14 protein-coding genes and 1 pseudogene are annotated in these 15,847 nt (G+C 73.7%); 6 read left to right on the top strand and 9 right to left on the bottom strand.

Annotated features, from left to right (window positions below; genetic code table 11):
• Nucleotides 1-25: 25 nt before the first annotated feature.
• From AB7F12_RS14990 to AB7F12_RS15015, 6 genes and pseudogenes are all read left to right on the top strand, one after another.
• On the top strand, nt 26-628 hold the full coding sequence (locus tag AB7F12_RS14990) for a hypothetical protein (protein WP_428498881.1): 603 nt from the start codon (nt 26-28) through the stop codon (nt 626-628).
• Nucleotides 625-2,049 carry a carotenoid oxygenase family protein gene (locus AB7F12_RS14995; protein WP_428498880.1) on the top strand — a complete coding sequence of 475 codons (1,425 nt, stop codon included), beginning with the start codon at nt 625-627 and terminating at the stop codon, nt 2,047-2,049. Before AB7F12_RS14990 ends, AB7F12_RS14995 begins: the two co-directional genes overlap by 4 nt.
• 26 nt (nt 2,050-2,075) lie before the next feature.
• A complete protein-coding gene (locus AB7F12_RS15000) occupies nt 2,076-2,624 on the top strand; it encodes a DUF6790 family protein (protein WP_428498879.1) in 549 nt (182 codons plus the stop codon).
• 178 nt (nt 2,625-2,802) lie between these two features.
• Entirely contained in the window at nt 2,803-3,309 is a 507-nt protein-coding gene (locus AB7F12_RS15005) for a hypothetical protein (protein WP_428498878.1), read from the top strand.
• Between the two features lie 11 nt (nt 3,310-3,320).
• Nucleotides 3,321-3,827: pseudogene (locus tag AB7F12_RS15010) on the top strand (MsnO8 family LLM class oxidoreductase); the annotation flags it as partial.
• Nucleotides 3,828-3,891: 64 nt separating this feature from the next.
• Nucleotides 3,892-4,113 (top strand): hypothetical protein, encoded by a 222-nt coding sequence (locus tag AB7F12_RS15015; protein WP_428498877.1) that lies wholly within the window; start codon nt 3,892-3,894, stop codon nt 4,111-4,113.
• Here AB7F12_RS15015 and AB7F12_RS15020 read toward each other — a convergent pair.
• The 9 genes from AB7F12_RS15020 to AB7F12_RS15060 are packed head-to-tail and all read right to left on the bottom strand — an operon-like array spanning nt 4,077 to nt 15,838.
• On the bottom strand, nt 4,077-5,819 hold the full coding sequence (locus AB7F12_RS15020) for a dihydroxy-acid dehydratase (RefSeq protein ID WP_428498876.1): 1,743 nt from the start codon (nt 5,817-5,819) through the stop codon (nt 4,077-4,079). The two genes, AB7F12_RS15015 and AB7F12_RS15020, sit on opposite strands and share 37 nt — an antisense overlap.
• Complete coding sequence (locus tag AB7F12_RS15025; RefSeq protein WP_428498875.1) at nt 5,816-6,739, bottom strand: hypothetical protein; 924 nt, start codon at nt 6,737-6,739, stop codon at nt 5,816-5,818. Before AB7F12_RS15025 ends, AB7F12_RS15020 begins: the two co-directional genes overlap by 4 nt.
• Nucleotides 6,736-8,499, bottom strand: a complete 1,764-nt coding sequence (locus AB7F12_RS15030; RefSeq protein ID WP_428516601.1) for a hydantoinase B/oxoprolinase family protein — start codon at nt 8,497-8,499, stop codon at nt 6,736-6,738. Before AB7F12_RS15030 ends, AB7F12_RS15025 begins: the two co-directional genes overlap by 4 nt.
• Nucleotides 8,496-10,592 (bottom strand): hydantoinase/oxoprolinase family protein, encoded by a 2,097-nt coding sequence (locus AB7F12_RS15035; protein ID WP_428498873.1) that lies wholly within the window; start codon nt 10,590-10,592, stop codon nt 8,496-8,498. The genes AB7F12_RS15030 and AB7F12_RS15035 overlap by 4 nt, the downstream gene beginning before the upstream one ends.
• Nucleotides 10,592-10,936 (bottom strand): hypothetical protein, encoded by a 345-nt coding sequence (locus tag AB7F12_RS15040; RefSeq protein WP_428498872.1) that lies wholly within the window; start codon nt 10,934-10,936, stop codon nt 10,592-10,594. The genes AB7F12_RS15035 and AB7F12_RS15040 overlap by 1 nt, the downstream gene beginning before the upstream one ends.
• A complete protein-coding gene (locus tag AB7F12_RS15045; RefSeq protein WP_428498871.1) occupies nt 10,923-11,351 on the bottom strand; it encodes a pyridoxamine 5'-phosphate oxidase family protein in 429 nt (142 codons plus the stop codon). Before AB7F12_RS15045 ends, AB7F12_RS15040 begins: the two co-directional genes overlap by 14 nt.
• 14 nt (nt 11,352-11,365) lie before the next feature.
• Nucleotides 11,366-11,905 carry a hypothetical protein gene (locus AB7F12_RS15050; protein ID WP_428498870.1) on the bottom strand — a complete coding sequence of 180 codons (540 nt, stop codon included), beginning with the start codon at nt 11,903-11,905 and terminating at the stop codon, nt 11,366-11,368.
• Nucleotides 11,898-14,351: a CaiB/BaiF CoA transferase family protein gene (locus AB7F12_RS15055; protein ID WP_428498869.1), complete on the bottom strand. Its 2,454-nt coding sequence runs from the start codon at nt 14,349-14,351 to the stop codon at nt 11,898-11,900. The genes AB7F12_RS15050 and AB7F12_RS15055 overlap by 8 nt, the downstream gene beginning before the upstream one ends.
• Nucleotides 14,348-15,838 carry a flavin-containing monooxygenase gene (locus tag AB7F12_RS15060; protein WP_428498868.1) on the bottom strand — a complete coding sequence of 497 codons (1,491 nt, stop codon included), beginning with the start codon at nt 15,836-15,838 and terminating at the stop codon, nt 14,348-14,350. Before AB7F12_RS15060 ends, AB7F12_RS15055 begins: the two co-directional genes overlap by 4 nt.
• Between the last annotated feature and the right edge of the window lie 9 nt (nt 15,839-15,847).

The raw sequence follows: 15,847 nt of genomic DNA on the forward strand, positions 1-15,847 counted from the left end.
GGGGTCCGACGGCCGAGGAGGGACCTTGCGCAACAGCGTCGCAGCGGGCTTCGCGCCCTGGATCGTGTTCTGGGTGGTGTCCTCGCCCAGCACCTGGGAGTGGGCGTCGCTGGCCGCGCTCGTCATCTCGATCGGTCTCGTCATCCCCTCGCTCGGGCACCACCGGGGCGTCTCGGTGCTCGACGTCGTGAGCCTGGTGTTCTTCGCCGTCCTGTCGGTCGTCGCGCTCGTCGTGCCGCGGGACGCGCTGGAGACCCTCGAGAACTACGCACAGACCATCTCGATGGCGCTGCTCGCCGTCGTCGCGATCGGGGGCGTGCTGATCGGGCGACCGTTCACCGCCTACTACGCCCGCCGCGAGGTTCCGCGGGAGCTCTGGGGGACGCGCGAGTTCCTGCGGATCAACCGGGCCATCAGCCTGGTCTGGGGTGCCGCGTTCGCCGTGATCGCCGTCGCGGGGTTCGTCGCCGTCCGGTGGTCGGTCGCGGTGGACCTGCTGCAGTGGGTCGTGCCCGCGGTCGCGATCGTCGCGGCCGTGAAGTTCACCCAGGCCTACAGCAACCGGGACGACGGGCCACCCCCGTCCCGGGGCGCGGCCGCCGGGTCGACGCCGGGGCGTGCGTCGTGACGTTGCTCCCCACCGGGGCGCACCCGGTCCCCGTCGACGTCTCGCTGGTCCCCGAGCTGTCCGGGCTGTTCGCTCCGACGACGGCCGAGCGCGACATCGGCCCGCTGGAGGTCGTCGGCGACCTCCCACCCGAGCTCGACGGGACCTACCTGCGCAACGGCCCGAACCCGCGCTTCACCCCGATCGGCTCCTACACCTACCCGCTCGACGGGGACGGGATGGTCCACGCGGTCCGTATCGAGGACGGCCGGGTCAGCTACGCCAACCGGTTCGTCGAGACGCCTGCGCTGCGGGCCGAGGAGCGGGCCGGGCACGCGCTGTGGAGCGGGGTGATGGCGATGTACCGGCCCGACGCCGCGGAGGTCGGGGCCGGGCTCGCGGGCACCCGCAAGGACCTGCCCGACATCAACATCGTCCGGCACGCCGGCCGGACGCTCGCGCTCGCGGAGTCCGCGCCGCCGTTCGCGCTCTCCCCGGAGCTGGCCACGCTGGGCCGCGAGACCTTCGGCGGGGCGCTGCCGGCCGGGATCACCGCGCACCCCAAGGTCGACCCGCGGACCGGCGAGCTCCTCGTCTTCTGCTACGGCATCGAGGCACCGTTCCTGACCTGGTCGGTCGTCGGACCGGACGGGGCGGTCCGGCGGCCGCCGACCGTCGTCGACGGCGCCGAACGGCCCTCGATGATCCACGACATGGCGATCACCGACCGGTTCGTCGTGCTGATCGTCGCGCCGTACTACTTCGACATCGCCGCGGCGATGTCCGGGGGCGGCCTGCTGACGTGGCGCCCCGAGGACGGCACCCGGATCGCGCTGGTACCCCGCGACGGCTCGCCGACCCGCTGGCTCGCGACCGATGCGTTCTGGTGCTGGCACCTGGCCAACGCCTTCGACGAGGGGCCCGCGCCCGACGACGCCGTCGTCGTCGACTACGTCCAGTGGGACCGGCCCGAGACCGACGACGCCACCGCCGAGCAGAACGCCGTGCTCGTCCGCGCCCGCCTCGACCTGTCCCGCGGGACGGTCGTCCGGACTCCCGCCCACGACCGGCGGGTCGAGTTCCCGCGCATCGACGACCGTCTCCTCGGCCACCGCCACGACCGGGTCGCGACGATCGCGACCCAGCCCGACGACCCGCAGCTCGCCGACACCCTCGTCGTCACCGACCTCGCCGGTGGCCACGACGTGCACTGGCGCGCACCCGAGCTGGCGCTGGGCGAGCCGGTCCATCTCCCCCGCCCCGGCGACCCCGATCCCGGCCACGGCTGGTGGGCCACGCTCGCCGTCGACCGTCGCGACGACGTCAGCTGGTTCCTCGTGCTGCCCGCCGACGACCCGGCGGCGGGCCCGGTCGCGCGGGTCCGCATCCCCGTCCGTGTGCCGCTCGGCCTGCACGGCGCCTGGCTGCCGTCCACCCCCTGACCTTCCGCCCGGACCAGGAGGCTTTCGTGAACCCGTCGTACGGACCCGTCTTCGTCCCGGCGGTCGCGCTCATCGGCGCGCTCGTGCACATCGGGCTGGCCCGCCACCGCACACCGGAACGAAACCTGACGATCGCCCTGCTCTGGGGCCTGGTCGTGGCGGTAGGTGTCGGCGAGATCGTCACCGCCGGTTCGCACCTGCTCTTCGGCCCGGCCACCGCCGCCCAGATCGGCTTCCCCGCGGGCAACCCGTTCCAGAACGAGGTCGGCGTCGCGAACCTCGCCTTCGGGGTCCTCGGCATCACCTGCTACTGGGTGCGCGGCGGGTTCTGGACCGCGACGGTCCTCGGTTACCTCGTGTACTTCTGGGGCTGCGGGATCGACCACGTCTACCAGTACGTCGCGCACGGCAACACCGCTCCGTACAACTGGGGGCCGATCGTCCCGGTCGTCTTCGGCGTGCCTCTCGTCCTCGCGATCCTGCTCGTCGCGCTGCACCGGGTGCAGCGCCGGTCCGGCCCGCCGGCCGGGGCGCCCACCGAGCGCGGCGTCGCGTCGACACCGGCCGGCCCCTGAGCTGCGTCGCGGACAGCGGGCGTGCGGGTGGCAGGGTCGGCTCGCCGCCGCGGCAGCGTCGTCGTCTCGGCCGCGACCAGCGCGTCGATCGCCGCTCTGCAGGCCATGTCCACGGCGTCACGTTCGACGCGGCCTCCCGGGTGCTGCTCCACAGCGCGTGGAAGTCGAGGTGACCGCGGTGGAGCGCGACCAGGCCTCGACCCTTCCCGAGACGACGGCGGAGCTCGCCCGCCGGCTGCGCGACGGTATCGCCGCGGGCTTCCTGATGTACGCGAGCGTCGAGGCCACGATGCTGGCCCCGACGTTCGAGACCTGCATGCTGGCGCTGGGGCCGACGCCCGCCGATCCCGGGTTCGTCCGGCTCGACCGGGGGCCCGTCGACGGTCGCCCCCGCGTGCCGACCATCGCGCAACGGCTCATCCCCGACCTGAAGATCGTCGGCACCGCGACGGAGCGGCCCGGGGACGTGATCGTCGGGGACGTCACGCTGACCGGCACGTTGCCCGACGGCTGGCCGCTGCACCTGCACACCGAGTTCCACTGCCTGGTCGAGGACGGGCTGGTGACCCGGTACATCGTCACGAACGACCCGGCCGAGTTCCGGCGCTTCGCCGCGGCCCTCGGCGACCCCTATGCGGGCCTGGGCGTCGACGCGGCCGAGGTGCGTGCGGAGGCGGACCGTTGAGGTACTCGCTCGTGGAGCTCGCACCGGTCGCACCCGGTGCCGGCAAGCACACCGCTCTCGAACACGCCCTGGCGGCGGCCGAGGAGGCCGAACACCTCGGTTACCACCGGTTCTGGTACGCCGAGCACCATCACACCACCGGCTGTGCGGCCCAGGACCCGGCACCGCTGATCGCGGTCGCGTCGCAGCGGACCTCCCGGATCCGGCTCGGCTCGGGGGCCGTGCTGCTCAACCATCACAGCCCCTACAGCGTCGCCGAGCGGTTCCTGATGCTGCAGGCGCTCGCCCCGGGACGGATCGACCTCGGGCTCGGCCGCTCCTCGGCCGGCCCGCTCATCGACCACGCATTGCGCCGCGACCGCCGGGCGGCACCGCCCGACGACTTCCCCTCGCAGGTCGAGGAGGTCGTCGGCTACTACCACCGGGCGTTCGACCCCGGCCACCCCTACGGGTCGATCGACCTCACGAGCGGCATCGACGGCGTCCCCGAGGTGTGGGTCCTCGGTTCGTCCGGCGGGAGCGCCGCGCTCGCGGGCGGGCTCGGGCCGGGCTACACGTTCGGCAGCCACCATCACCGACGGGGTGATCCCGCCGCAGGTCTCGGGCACACCGGAGTCGTTGCGGTCCCAGCTGGAGCCGCTGGTCCGGGACATCGGGGCCACCGAGATCATGGTGCAGGACATGCTGACCGACCCCGGGCTGCGCAGCCGCTCCCGCGAGCTCGTCGCCGCGGCCCTCGCCCCGATCGTGGCCGGTGCGGCGGGGGCTCACCAGCCGCCGATCCACCCCTCGAAGATGCCGTAGGGCTCGGCCGCCGGACCCGCCGAGCGGCCCCGCAGGAAGTCCAGGTCGCAGCCGGTGTCGGCCTGCGTGACCCGCTCCGCGTACAGGGCCCCGTAGCCCCGCCGGTACGCCCGGCGGGGCGCGCGGGCCGCCCACCGGCGCGCGGCCAGCGTCGCCTCGTCGACCTCGAGCTCGAGCACGCCGCCGCGGGCGTCGAGGCGGATCACGTCACCGTCCTCGACGAGCCCGAGCGGCCCACCGACCGCGGCCTCCGGGCTGACGTGCAGCACCGTCGTCCCGTACGCGGTCCCGCTCATCCGTGCGTCGGACACGCGGACCATGTCGGTGACGCCCTCCCGGAGCAGCTTCTGCGGGATCGGCAGGGCCCCCCACTCGGGCATGCCGGGTCCGCCGACGGGCCCGGCGTTGCGCAACACCAGCACCGAGTCCGCCGTCACCGGGAGCGCGGGGTCGTCGATCCGCCGCCGGAGGTCGTCCATGTCGTCGAAGACCACGGCAGGCCCGCTGTGGCGCAACAGGTTCTCACTCGCGGCGCTGCACTTGACCACGGCACCGCCGGGCGCCAGGTTGCCGCGCACGACCGCGAGGCCGCCCGGTCCCTGGACGGGGTCGGAGAGCGGCCGGACCACCTCCCCGTCGACGGGTGGGGCGTCGGCGACGTTCTCCCCCAGCGTCCGGCCGTTCACAGTGAGCGCGTCCCCGCGCAGCAGCGGGGCCAGCTCCTTGAGCACGACGGGCAGCCCGCCGATCTCGAACAGCTGCTCGACGAGGTGCTTCCCGGCCGGGCGGACGTTCGCGATCAGCGGCACGTGCGCCGCGATCTCGTGGAAGTCCTGCAGCCCCAGCTCCACCTCGGCCCGCCCCGCGAGAGCCAGCAGGTGCAGGATCACGTTCGTCGAGCCGCCGAGCGCCACGAGGACGGTGATCGCGTTGTGGAAGGCGTCCGCGGTCAGGATCTGCGACGGCCGCACGCCCTCCTGGGCGAGCCGCACCGCGACCCGCCCGCAGTCCTCGGCGACCTGGCTGCGCCGGGCGTCCGTCGCGGGAATCGCGCTCGCCCCGGGCAGCGTCATCCCGAGGGCCTCGACGACCGCCGCAACCGTGGACGCCGTGCCCATCTCGGGGCAGTGCCCGACCGACGGTCCGGCGGAGGCCTCGAGGGCCTCGTACTCGGCCACGGACATGCGGCCCGCGCGCACGTCGTCGACGTAGCCCCACAGGTCGGTGCCGACCCCGATCTGCCGACCGCGGAAGGTCGCGGGGTTCGCCGGCCCACCGGGGACGACGATCGTGGGGACGTCCGCGCTCGCGGCGCCCATCAGCTGCGCCGGCATCGTCTTGTCGCAGCCCCCGAGCATGACCACCGCATCGAACGGGTAGGCGCGCAACGACTCCTCGACGTCCATCGACATCAGGTTGCGGAACAGCATGGTCGTGGGCTTCATCAGCTGTTCGCCGAGTGAGATGGTCGGGAACTCCAGCGGGAGCCCGCCCGCCTGCAGGACGCCGCGGCGCACGCTGTCGGCGAGCGCGCGCAGGTGCAGGTTGCAGCTGATCAGCTCGGACCAGGAGTTGCAGATCCCGATGACGGGACGGCCCTCGAAGCTCGACCGCGCGAAACCGGAGGCGCGCATCGCCGTGCGGTGCACGAACCCGGGAACGTGCTCGCCGGAGAACCACCGCGCACTGCGCAGCGGCGCGCTCACCCGGCTGCCGGCGACGGCGACATCCGCACACCGGGGTCCACGGTGGACGCGAGCTCCCGCAGGATCGCCGCGTGCCGCACCTTGTGCCTGATGAGCCGGTCGTGGAACTCGGCGTCGGTGTAGCCGTTGTACATGACCTCCTCGGACTCCCCCGGCTCGATCTTGAAGTAGACGGGGGCGGCGACCCGGGCGATGTCGGCCGCCTCCCACAGCCGGGTCATCCCGCCGAACGAGTCGAAGGTGATCGCCCAGATGTCCAGCGGGACGGACGTGACCGACCGGATGGCGCTCAGCATCGGCCTGCTCAGGTCTCCGACCGGGTTCACGCTGTCCGCGCCCAGGTTCTCCAGCACCCGTACCGACGCCGGGTTCGCGTGGCCCGCGTAGACGGAGACCTTGAAGAACGCGTCGGCGGGGATGTCCCCCCGCGTGCGCGCGGTGTTGAGCACGTCGAGGACGCCCTCGTCGATGACCAGGAGACCACGCAGGCCCGCATCGAAGATGCGCAGCACGTCGTGCAGCAGGTAGCGGATGTTGTCCACGCCGCGGATCCGCTTCCCCGAGGTGATGCCCTCCCGGCTGGTCAGCTGGCGGCCCGAGTCCCAGCCCGCGCGTGGCCCCGGGCAGGCCACGACCTCGATCCCGTTCTCCGCCGCCAGCTGCGCGAACGCCCGCAGCTCGCCCTTGTCGAGCAGGGTCGCGCCGCCGCCGAAGGAGATGATGCGGTGGACGAAGACGTCGTGCCGCTTCGCCTCGGTCAGCAGCGACTCCAGGTTGGACAGCCGCTCCACGCCCGACACCTCCAGCCGGAACCGGCCACCGTCGGCGAAGGTCCGCGCCGAGGTCGGGAGGGCGTAGTCGTCGGCGGTCGGAAGTCCCTGCGCCGCCAGGATGGTCTCGGGGGTCACGCTCGTGCTCATCTCTCTCCTCGCTGGACGTTCTCGCGGAGCCTGCTGGTCTCCGCCTCGTCTACGCGCCCGGCCACCACGGCCACCCCGTAGACCGCACGCGCCCGGTCGGGCGTGATCCAGCCCTCGACCACGTCGTGGGCGACCAGCGCGAGGTCCCGCCGGTGGGGCGCGCCGTAGCCGCCGCCCCCGCAGCTCTCCGAGACGACGGCCTCGCCGGGCTGCAGCTGTACGAGCCCGCTCGCCGGCAGGTCGACGAGCTCGCCGTCGACCCGGCGCAGCCGTTGCCGAGCCGGGGCCCCGGTGGTCCCGCCGCCGGCTCCGCGGGCGGGGTGGACCGCGCCGTCGCTGCCGTAGCCGAGGGTGAGCGGGGCGGTCGTGGGGCCGTACTCCACGAGGGCGCCGGGTGCTCCCCGGAACTCACCGGCGCCCTCGGTGTCGGGCAGGATGCGCTGTTGGGTCACGAGGATCGGGTGGTGGATCTCGTCGATCTCCACGCTGTCCCGCAGCATCATCCCGGCGTTGCCGGCGTGACCGAAGGTCAGCCAGCCGTCCGTCCACGGCGTGCCCGGACCACCGGTCACACCCGGGAACAGGATCTGGTTCACGAACGGCACACCCGTCCGCGGGTCGGACCCGGAGATCACCGCCCAGGCCGGTGGCTGCACCAGCCCGGCCTCGGCCATCCCGACCCCGGGACCCAGGTCGGCGATCGCCCGCTGCACCAGGTTGGTCACCCGGTCCGCGACGTTCGTGGTCGCCACCGAGCAGCTGGCCGGGTGTCGCGGGATGCCGACGACGCAGTTCTCCCGCAGCAGCACCTCGACCCGGCGCAGGCTGCCCGCGTTCGCCGGCACCGACGCGGGCAGCGAGTTGAACACGCCGACCAGCGCGGAGCTGGCGGAGGTGCTCTCGGTCAGGTTCAGCCCGCAGGGTTGACAGTCCGGGTTGTCCCGCAGGTCCACGACGACCCGCCCCCCGACCGGATCGACATCGACGGTGACCGAGACCGGCACGCCGCCGGGTACCCCCGGGAAGGGGTCGTGGGCCCCGTCGAGCGTGACCCGCCCGGCCGGCAGCTGCGCGATCGCCTCGGCGACCCGTTGCTCAGAGAAGTCGAACCACTCCCCGGCGTACTGCTCCAGCGCGTCCCAGCCGACGTCGGCGGCGAGCCGCTCGACCTCGCGCTCCCCGATCCGCGCGGCGCCGACCATCGCCAGGTAGTCGCCCCACCACTGGTCGGGAACCCGGATCCGCATGCGGCACATGCGGATCACGTCGTCGACGTCGGTGAAGTCGCGCTGTACCCGCACCGCGGGGAAGATCAGCGCGCCCTCCTCGTAGACGTCGACGGCCGAGGTCGAGTACGTGGTGGGGGTCCCGTTCCCGCAGTCGGCCTGGTGCGCCTTCACCAGCACGGTGAAGCGGTGCGTCCCGGCCGGGTCCACGACGGGCACGAGGATGCAGTGGTCGGCGGCGTGGGAGTTGCCGTGGTAGGGCGAGTTGTGCAGGTAGGCGTCGCCGCGGCGCAGGTCGGGATGCATCCGCGCCGTGTAGGCGGCCATGATGTCGGGACCGCGCATGACGTGCACCGGCAACGACTCGGCCGTCGCCACCAGCTGCGCGTCGCCGGTGAGGACGCAACAGGAGAAGTCCCGCGCGGTGTTGATCACCCCGGACCGGGCGGTGCGTGCGAGCGTGTTGGCCATCGCGCGCACCACCTGCTCCATCCGGCTGGTGAGGACCGCCAGCTGCAGGCCGTCGAGTGTCACCGGTCGTCTCCGTTCCGCCGCAGGACGAGCGCTCCGGTCGAGGCCCGGGTGGCCGTGGCGTCCGGGCGGACGACGACGACCGTCACCGGGGTCTCGACGATCGCCGGGCCGTCGACCACCTCCCCCGGCGCGATGTCGGCCTGGGCACGCACGGCGGCGTCGACGAGGCCGTGCCCGGCGAAGTAGACGCGCCGCGTGCGGCGGGCCGTGGGTCGTGGCGGGCCGCTCTCCACCTGGCCCAGCGGCGCCGTCCGGGTCCGGCAGGAGGCCCGGACCCGCCACCCGACGACCTCCACGTCGGAGCCGGGGTCGCTGATCGCGAAGAGCTTCTCGTGCATCTTGTGGAACGCGTCGGCGAGCGCCCCGACGTCGGCGGCCGAGGTGATCCGCAGCGTGGGCAGCGGCACCTCCACCTCCCAGACCTGGTGCGGGTAGCGGGCGTCGGCGAACAGCCGGACGTCCGCGAGCTCGGCGGCCACCCCCGTCGAGGCGACGAACTCCTGCGCGCGCCCGACGAGCCGGTCGGTCACCGCAGCGACCCGGCGGAAGTCGAAGTCCCGCGTGGTCGCGGGGCAGGCCGCCGCGAAGTCCGAGGACAGGTCGGAGATCGCGGCGCCCGCGGCGCTGAGCACGCTGCCGGTGTCGGGGATGACGGCCGCGGCACACCGCAGCCGGGACGCGATGTCGATCGCGTTGAACCCACCCGCCCCGCCGCCCGCGACCAGCACCGCGGCGGCCGGGTCGATGCCCTGCGCGACGGTGGTGTCCTCGATGGCGCGCACCATGTGCTCGGTCGCCAGCTCCATGATCGCCGCGGCGGCCTGCATCGTCGTGAAGCCCAGCGGCGTCGCGATCCTCTCCTGGATCGCCTGTTCGGCCCGCCCGACGTCGAGGGTGACCCGGCCGCCGAGGAAGTACTGCGGGTCGAGGTAGCCGAGCACGACCGCCGCGTCGGTCACGGTCGGCTCGGTGCCGCCCTGGCCGTAGCAGACCGGGCCCGGATGCGCGCCGGCGCTGCGCGGCCCCACGGTGAGCAGTCCGCCGGCGCCGACGGCGGCGATGCTCCCGCCGCCCGCACCGACGCTCTTGATGTCGATCGACGGCAACCCCGTCATGTGGCTCAGGTGGGGTGCGCCGAGCCAGGACTCCCGGGTCGACGACACGTCGCCGTCGCGGACCACGCCGACGTCGTAGCTCGTCCCGCCGGTGTCGGCGACGAGCACGGTCTGGTGGCCGGTCGTGCGGTCGACGACGTCGCGGCCGGCGATCGGGGCCATCGCCGGTCCGGACCCGATCACGTGGACGGGTGCCGCGGCGACCGCGGCGGCGTCCATGACCCCGCCGCCCGAGGTGACGATGAGCAGCCGGCCGCCCAGCCCCTCCTCGGTGAGCCGGGTGCGCATGGCGTCCAGGTACTCGGTCATCAGCGGTTTGAGAGCCGCATCGAGGACGGTCGAGCAGGCCCTCCGGTACTCGCGCACGATGGGGTTGAGCCGGTGCGAGAGCGTGTAGGGGATGCCGGGGGCGTGCTGTTCGATCAGCTCACCGATCCGCACCTCGTGCGCCGGGTTCGCGATCGACCACAGCAGACAGACCGCGATCGCCTCGATCCGGGCCTCGACGATCTCCTGCAGCTGCGCCACCAGTGCGGCCTCGGCGAGCGGGGTGACCACGGCACCGCCGGCCCCGATCCGCTCGTCGACCTCCCAGGTCAGGGCGCGTGGGACCAACGGCTCGGGGTAGCGGCGGGTGAAGTCGAACGGGTCGACGCGCCCGCCCTCGCGGAACAGCAGGATGTCCGGGTGCCCCCGGGTGGTCAGGAAGGCGGTGCGGGCGGTGGTGCCGGTGAGGATCGCGTTCAGCGCGCGGGTGGTGCCGTGCACGAACGTCTCGGTGCTCGCGAGCAGCTCGCGCCGGCCCACCCCGACCTCGGTCGCGGCCAGGTCGACGGCGTCGAGGATGCCGCGGATCGGGTCGTCCAGGACGGTGGGGCTCTTCACGATGCGGACGCGGGCGGTGTCACGGTCCTCGAGAACGAGGTCGGTGAAGGTCCCGCCCATGTCGGTGGCGATGGTGTACCGGTTCCCGGGCATCAGTGGTCGTCCTCCCGGACGGGGACGGGGATCTTGGCGAAGTCGAAGCTGATCGTGCGGTCCGGCTCGAGGCGGCCGCCGTGGAGCTGTCCCAGGACGAGGGCCGCCCGGATGCCCGCGTAGGAGGGCTCCCGTTCGTAGGCCACGCAGACCCGGGTGCCGTCGGGCGGGAGCGGGGCGGGACCGGTGGTGGCGAGCGCGAGCGCGGTCCCGTGAACGCTGCTCGTGACGAGCACGGCGGTGGGGTCGCCGTTCTCGTCGAGGTGGGCGAGGACGCCGCCCTCCTCGCCGGACAGGAACTCCTCGATCTCGGCCGGGGTCATCCGGACGTCAGGCCTGGGCATCGGTGGCCTCCAGCAGGGTGACCTCGGTGAGCGGGACGCGGAACCAGCGCCGCCGCCCGTCCAGCGACCAGATGGGGTCGCCGGGGACGGGTGCGACGACTCCCGGGAGCAGGTAGCCGGGCTCCACCACGGCCTGCGGGGGGTCGGCGCCCTCCGGCTGCAGCTCGGCCCGGCCACGCACGAGCACGGCGGGCGGTCGCGGAGCGCCGTCGCCGGACTCCACGACCACGACGGCGACCGCGGGATGGCGGATCATGTTCCGCGCCTTCGCGGACTTCAGGTACGTGTTCAACCACAACGCTCCGCCGCGGTGGAACACCGAGATCGGGTGCACGACCGCGCTCCCGGCCGCGGTCCGCGTGGCGACGAAGCCACGGGTGCCGGCCTGCAGGATCGTGTGCGCACGATCGGTCATCGGGGCGTCCTCTCTCAGCCGGCCGCGGGGAGCGTCTGCCGGCGCGCGAGCCCGACGAGGCTCGGCACCAGGGGACGCCAGTGTGCGCAGTAGGCGGTGATGGCGGCGAGGCCGGCGGCCCCGTCGGCGACCAGGTGCAGGGCGGGTGCCAGGCAGCACGCGCCGCGGCGGCGGAGCTCCGCCTCCAGCCACGCCGGGGCCCGCTCGGCCGAGTCCGGCCAGCCGCCCGTGACCACCCCGAAGACCGCGCGGCCGGTGAGCGGGCCGGCCGCGTCGAGCAGCCGGGTGGCGGCGCGCCGCCACCCGGGGAACGCGACGGGGATCGCGACCACGAGCACGTCCGATGCGCTCACCGCGCGGTGCAGCCCGCGCGGATCACCGGCCCCGTCCGCGACGACGACCCGCCGCTGCCCGGGCGGGAACGCCGAGGTCAGCGCGGTGCCGAGGGCTGCTCCCGCCGTGCCGGTGCCTGCCGCCGCCGGGACGTCGCGCGGGTCCGGGACGAGGACCGCCACGACCGGGGGCCGGCTCGCGCCCGCAGTAGCGTCATCCATCGGGGTTCAGCCCCTTCCCGATCACCTGTTCGGCTTCCAGGCTCGCGTACTCGTCGGCGGTCATGCCGAGGAGCTCGGTGACGACGTAGCGGTTGTGCTCGCCCAGCATCGGGGCGCGGCGGCGGTGCATCGGGTAGCGGTCGCGGGAGAACCGGACGGGCCAGCCGGCCACGACCGTCGTGCCCTCCCGGGGGTGCTGGACCTGCTCGTAGAACTCGCGCGCGGTGAACTGGGCGAGCTCGGGTTCGTGCGGCATCGCGACCCGGCCGGTGGGGACCCCGGCCGCCCACAGCAGCTCGAGGATCTCGGCGACCGTGTGCTGTGCGCACCACGTCGCGAGCCGGGCGTCGAGCTCGTCCTCGTGCGCCTTGCGGCCGTCGACGGTCGCCAGCTCCGCCCGGGTCGCCCACGCCGGATCGCCGAGGGCAGCGACGAGTACGGACCACTGCGCGTCGGTCTCCACCGAGATCGCGACCCGGGGCCCGCCGAGGCCGTCGGGCGGGTCCGAGGTCCGGTACAGGTTCTGCGGCGCCATGGCGGGCGAGCGGTTCCCGGTCCGGTGGGCCAGCGCGCCGTAGGCCGCGTACTCGACGACCTGCTCGGCCGCCACGTTCAGGGCGCTGGCGACCATCGGGACCTCGACCAGCATCCCCTCACCGGTCCGGTCCCGCACCGCCAGCGCCACCTGCAGCGCGAAGGCCGCGTGGGCCCCGGCGAGCGGGTCGCAGACCCCGCTCGGGACCTGGGGGGCCCCGTCGGGGAAGCCGGTCACCCAGGCCATCCCGGAGGCCTGCTCCATGGTCTGGGCGAACCCCGTCCGGTCCCGCCACGGCCCGGCCAGCCCGAACGCGGGCATCCGCACGACGATCAGCCCGGGGTTGGTCTGGCGCAGCACCTCGTGGCCCAGACCCCAGGCGTCGAGGACCCGCGGGCTGAAGTTCTCCACCAGCACGTCGCTGCGGTCGAGGAGGTCGACCAGCAGGTCGGGGCCCCGGGGACGGTCGAGCCGCAGACCGAGCCCGAGCTTGTTCGTGTTCGTCGCGTGGAACAGCGGTGCGTACTCCCACCACTGGTCCTGCTCGGGCGACCGGGTGCTCAGCGTCCGCATCCCGTCGGGGCGGGCCGGGGACTCGATCTTGATGACCTCGGCGCCGTGCATCCCGAGGAACTGGGCGGCCGAGGGACCGGCCCAGAACGCGGTCAGCTCGACGACGCGCAGGTCGTCGAAGGGGAGCCGGCCCGGCTCGGGCCGGTTGCCGGCGACCGGGCGGGCGGTGCGTGCCTGCGCGACCCGGTCCGCCCACACCGCGGTGTGCTCGCCGAGCGCCGGGGGCGGACCGAGCGGGGGCAGGTCGACCTTTCCGTGCAGCCGGTAGGGCGTCGCGGGCTGCACGAACCCGCCACGCGGGGTCTCGACGAACATCTCCTGGTCGACGAAGTGGTCGATCGTGGGGACCGTGGCGCCCGTGCCCACCGGCGCGGCGGGCACCCGCAGGGCCGCGGCCAGGTCGAGGATCTCCGCGGTGGTGCGGGTCGCGGCCCAGGCGTCGATGTGGGTGGTCACCTCGTCGCGGCGCCGCTCGCGCTCGACGGCCGAACCGAGCGACTCGTCGTCCATCCAGTCGATCCGTTCGACCAGCGCGCAGAAGTCAAGCCACTGCTGGCCGGTGACCGTCATGAAGCCGACCCAGCCGTCCGCGGTGGCGTGGATGCCCGGGAGCAGCGACACCGGGCGCGGGTCCCGCGGGTGTCCCGCCTCGGCGAAGTAGGTGACCGGGTGCATGTTGGTGAGGCTGAGCGCGACGGCGTCCAGGATCGACGCGTCGAGGATCTGCCCGCCCGGCTCGATCCGCTGCCTGCGGCGCGAGGCGAGCAGCCCGGTCGCGGCGAACGTGCCCGCCGCCCACTCCCCGACCCGGCCGCCGACGCTCACCGGTGGCCGTCCCGGCAGCCCCCGCCAGCCGATGGCACCGGCCCAGGCCTGCAGCGTGAACTCCGTCGCCGCCCGGTCGGCCCAGGGCCCGTCGAGGCCGAAGTGGGTGAGTGCCAGGACGTCGAGCGCGGGGAAGCGTTCGTGCAGGGCGGCGGGCTGCAGCTGCGGGTGGTCGGCCACCCGCGAGCCCGGCGACCAGACGACGGCGTCCGCCACCGCGAGCAGGTCCAGCACGGAGGCGAGGCCGGCGGGGCCGTCGGGGTCGGCGACGACGCTGTGCTTCCCGCAGGCGAGGAACTGGAACAGTGCACCGTCCTCGCCGGGCGGGGAGACGACGCCCGAGGCCGACCGCCGGCGTAGCGCGTCTCCCTCCGGGGGCTCCACCTTCACGACGACAGCACCCGCCCCGGCGAGCAGCCGGGTGCAGTAGGCCCCGGCGATCCCGCAGGACAGGTCGACGACGGTGTAGTCGTCGAGCGGAGCCATCTCGCCGTGCGCGGGGACCGCGCTCACGGCCGCCCCCCTGGTGTGGCGAGGTAGGCGTCGAGGTCGTCCCGGCGTGTCATCCGGTCGTACTCGACGACGGTGTACGGGCACTGGGTGACGACCCGGCCGGTGGGTGCGCGGTAGTACCTGCTGCCCTCGGCCTGCCAGGCCGCGACCGCGCCGATGTCGGCCTGCAGCCGCTCGTTGAAGGCGGCCACGACCTCGGGCCGGACCTCCAGTGCGTGCACACCGTTCTTGAGCAGGTACACGGTCTTGCCGACGATGTAGCGGGTCTGCGTCTCCAGCTTGTCGATGATGGAGCCGCCGTTGGTGTTGGGGCCGTAGAGCATGAAGAGGTTCGGGAAGTTCTCGACCGTCATGCCCAGGTAGGCGTACGCGCCGTCGGCCCACTGGTCGCGCAGTGCCACACCGTCGCGACCGACGACGTCGACGACGGACAGGAACTTGTGAGCGAGGTAGCCGGTCGCCAGCACGATGTGCTCACTGGGATGTTCCACCCCGTCGGCGGTGCGGACCGCGGTGGGCGTGACCTCGGCGATGGAGCTGGTGACGAGCGTGACGTCGGCCCGGTTGAAGGCCTCGTAGAACTGCGAGGACAGCAACGGGCGTTGGGCGCCGAGGCGCGCGGTCGGGCGCAGCGCCTCGCGGGTGGCGGGGTCCTGGACCGCCTCGAGGTTGGCGAGCGCGATGGCCGTCTGCTCCGCGGTCTTGGCCTCGTTGTCGAGGTCGGCGAACAGCTCGTCGAGCTCGCGGGCCGCCGTGGACCGGCCGGCCTCGACGACGGACGGGTCCTCGCGGCGGGCGCGTCGCTGTTCCTCGGTGTAGGGCCCGTGGTCCTTGGGGAAGACCCAGTTCGAGGTGCGCTGGAAGACCGTCAGGTGCCCCGTGTGCGGCGCGATGGTCGGCACGACCTGGGTGGCGCTGGCCGCCGTCCCGATGACCGACACCCGTTTGCCTGCGAGGAACCCCAGGTCGCCGTCGGGCCATTCGGCGGTGTGCGTGACCGGTCCCGCGAAGGTGTCGAGCCCGGGGACGGGCGGCCTGACGAACTCGTTGAACATGCCGACGGCGCCGACCAGCACCCGCGCCGACCACCGGCCACCCCGCGAGTCGTCGAGCGTCCACCGACCGTCCGCGTCGTCCCAGCGCGCGGACACGACGTGGGTGTCGAGCCGGATCGTGTCCCGGATCCCGAACCGGTCGACCGCGGCCTCCATGTACTCGACGATCTCCGCGCGGGTGGCGAAGGGCCGGACCCACTCGTGGTCGAGGAAGAAGCTGAAGGAGTACAGGTCGGTCGAGACGTCGCAGGTCAGGCCGGGGTAGCGGTTGTTGAACCAGGTCCCGCCGACACCCGCCGACCGTTCCAGCACCAGTACGTCGTCGATCCCGGCCTGACGCAGCTGGATCGCCGTGCAGATCCCACCGGGACCCGCACCGATGACGATCACGTCCGCACCGGTCTCGTCGACCTCGCTGTTGTCCGCTCCCACGAGGCGCCT

This window comes from Pseudonocardia sp. (assembly GCF_050250275.1).
GTDB lineage: Bacteria > Actinomycetota > Actinomycetes > Mycobacteriales > Pseudonocardiaceae > Pseudonocardia.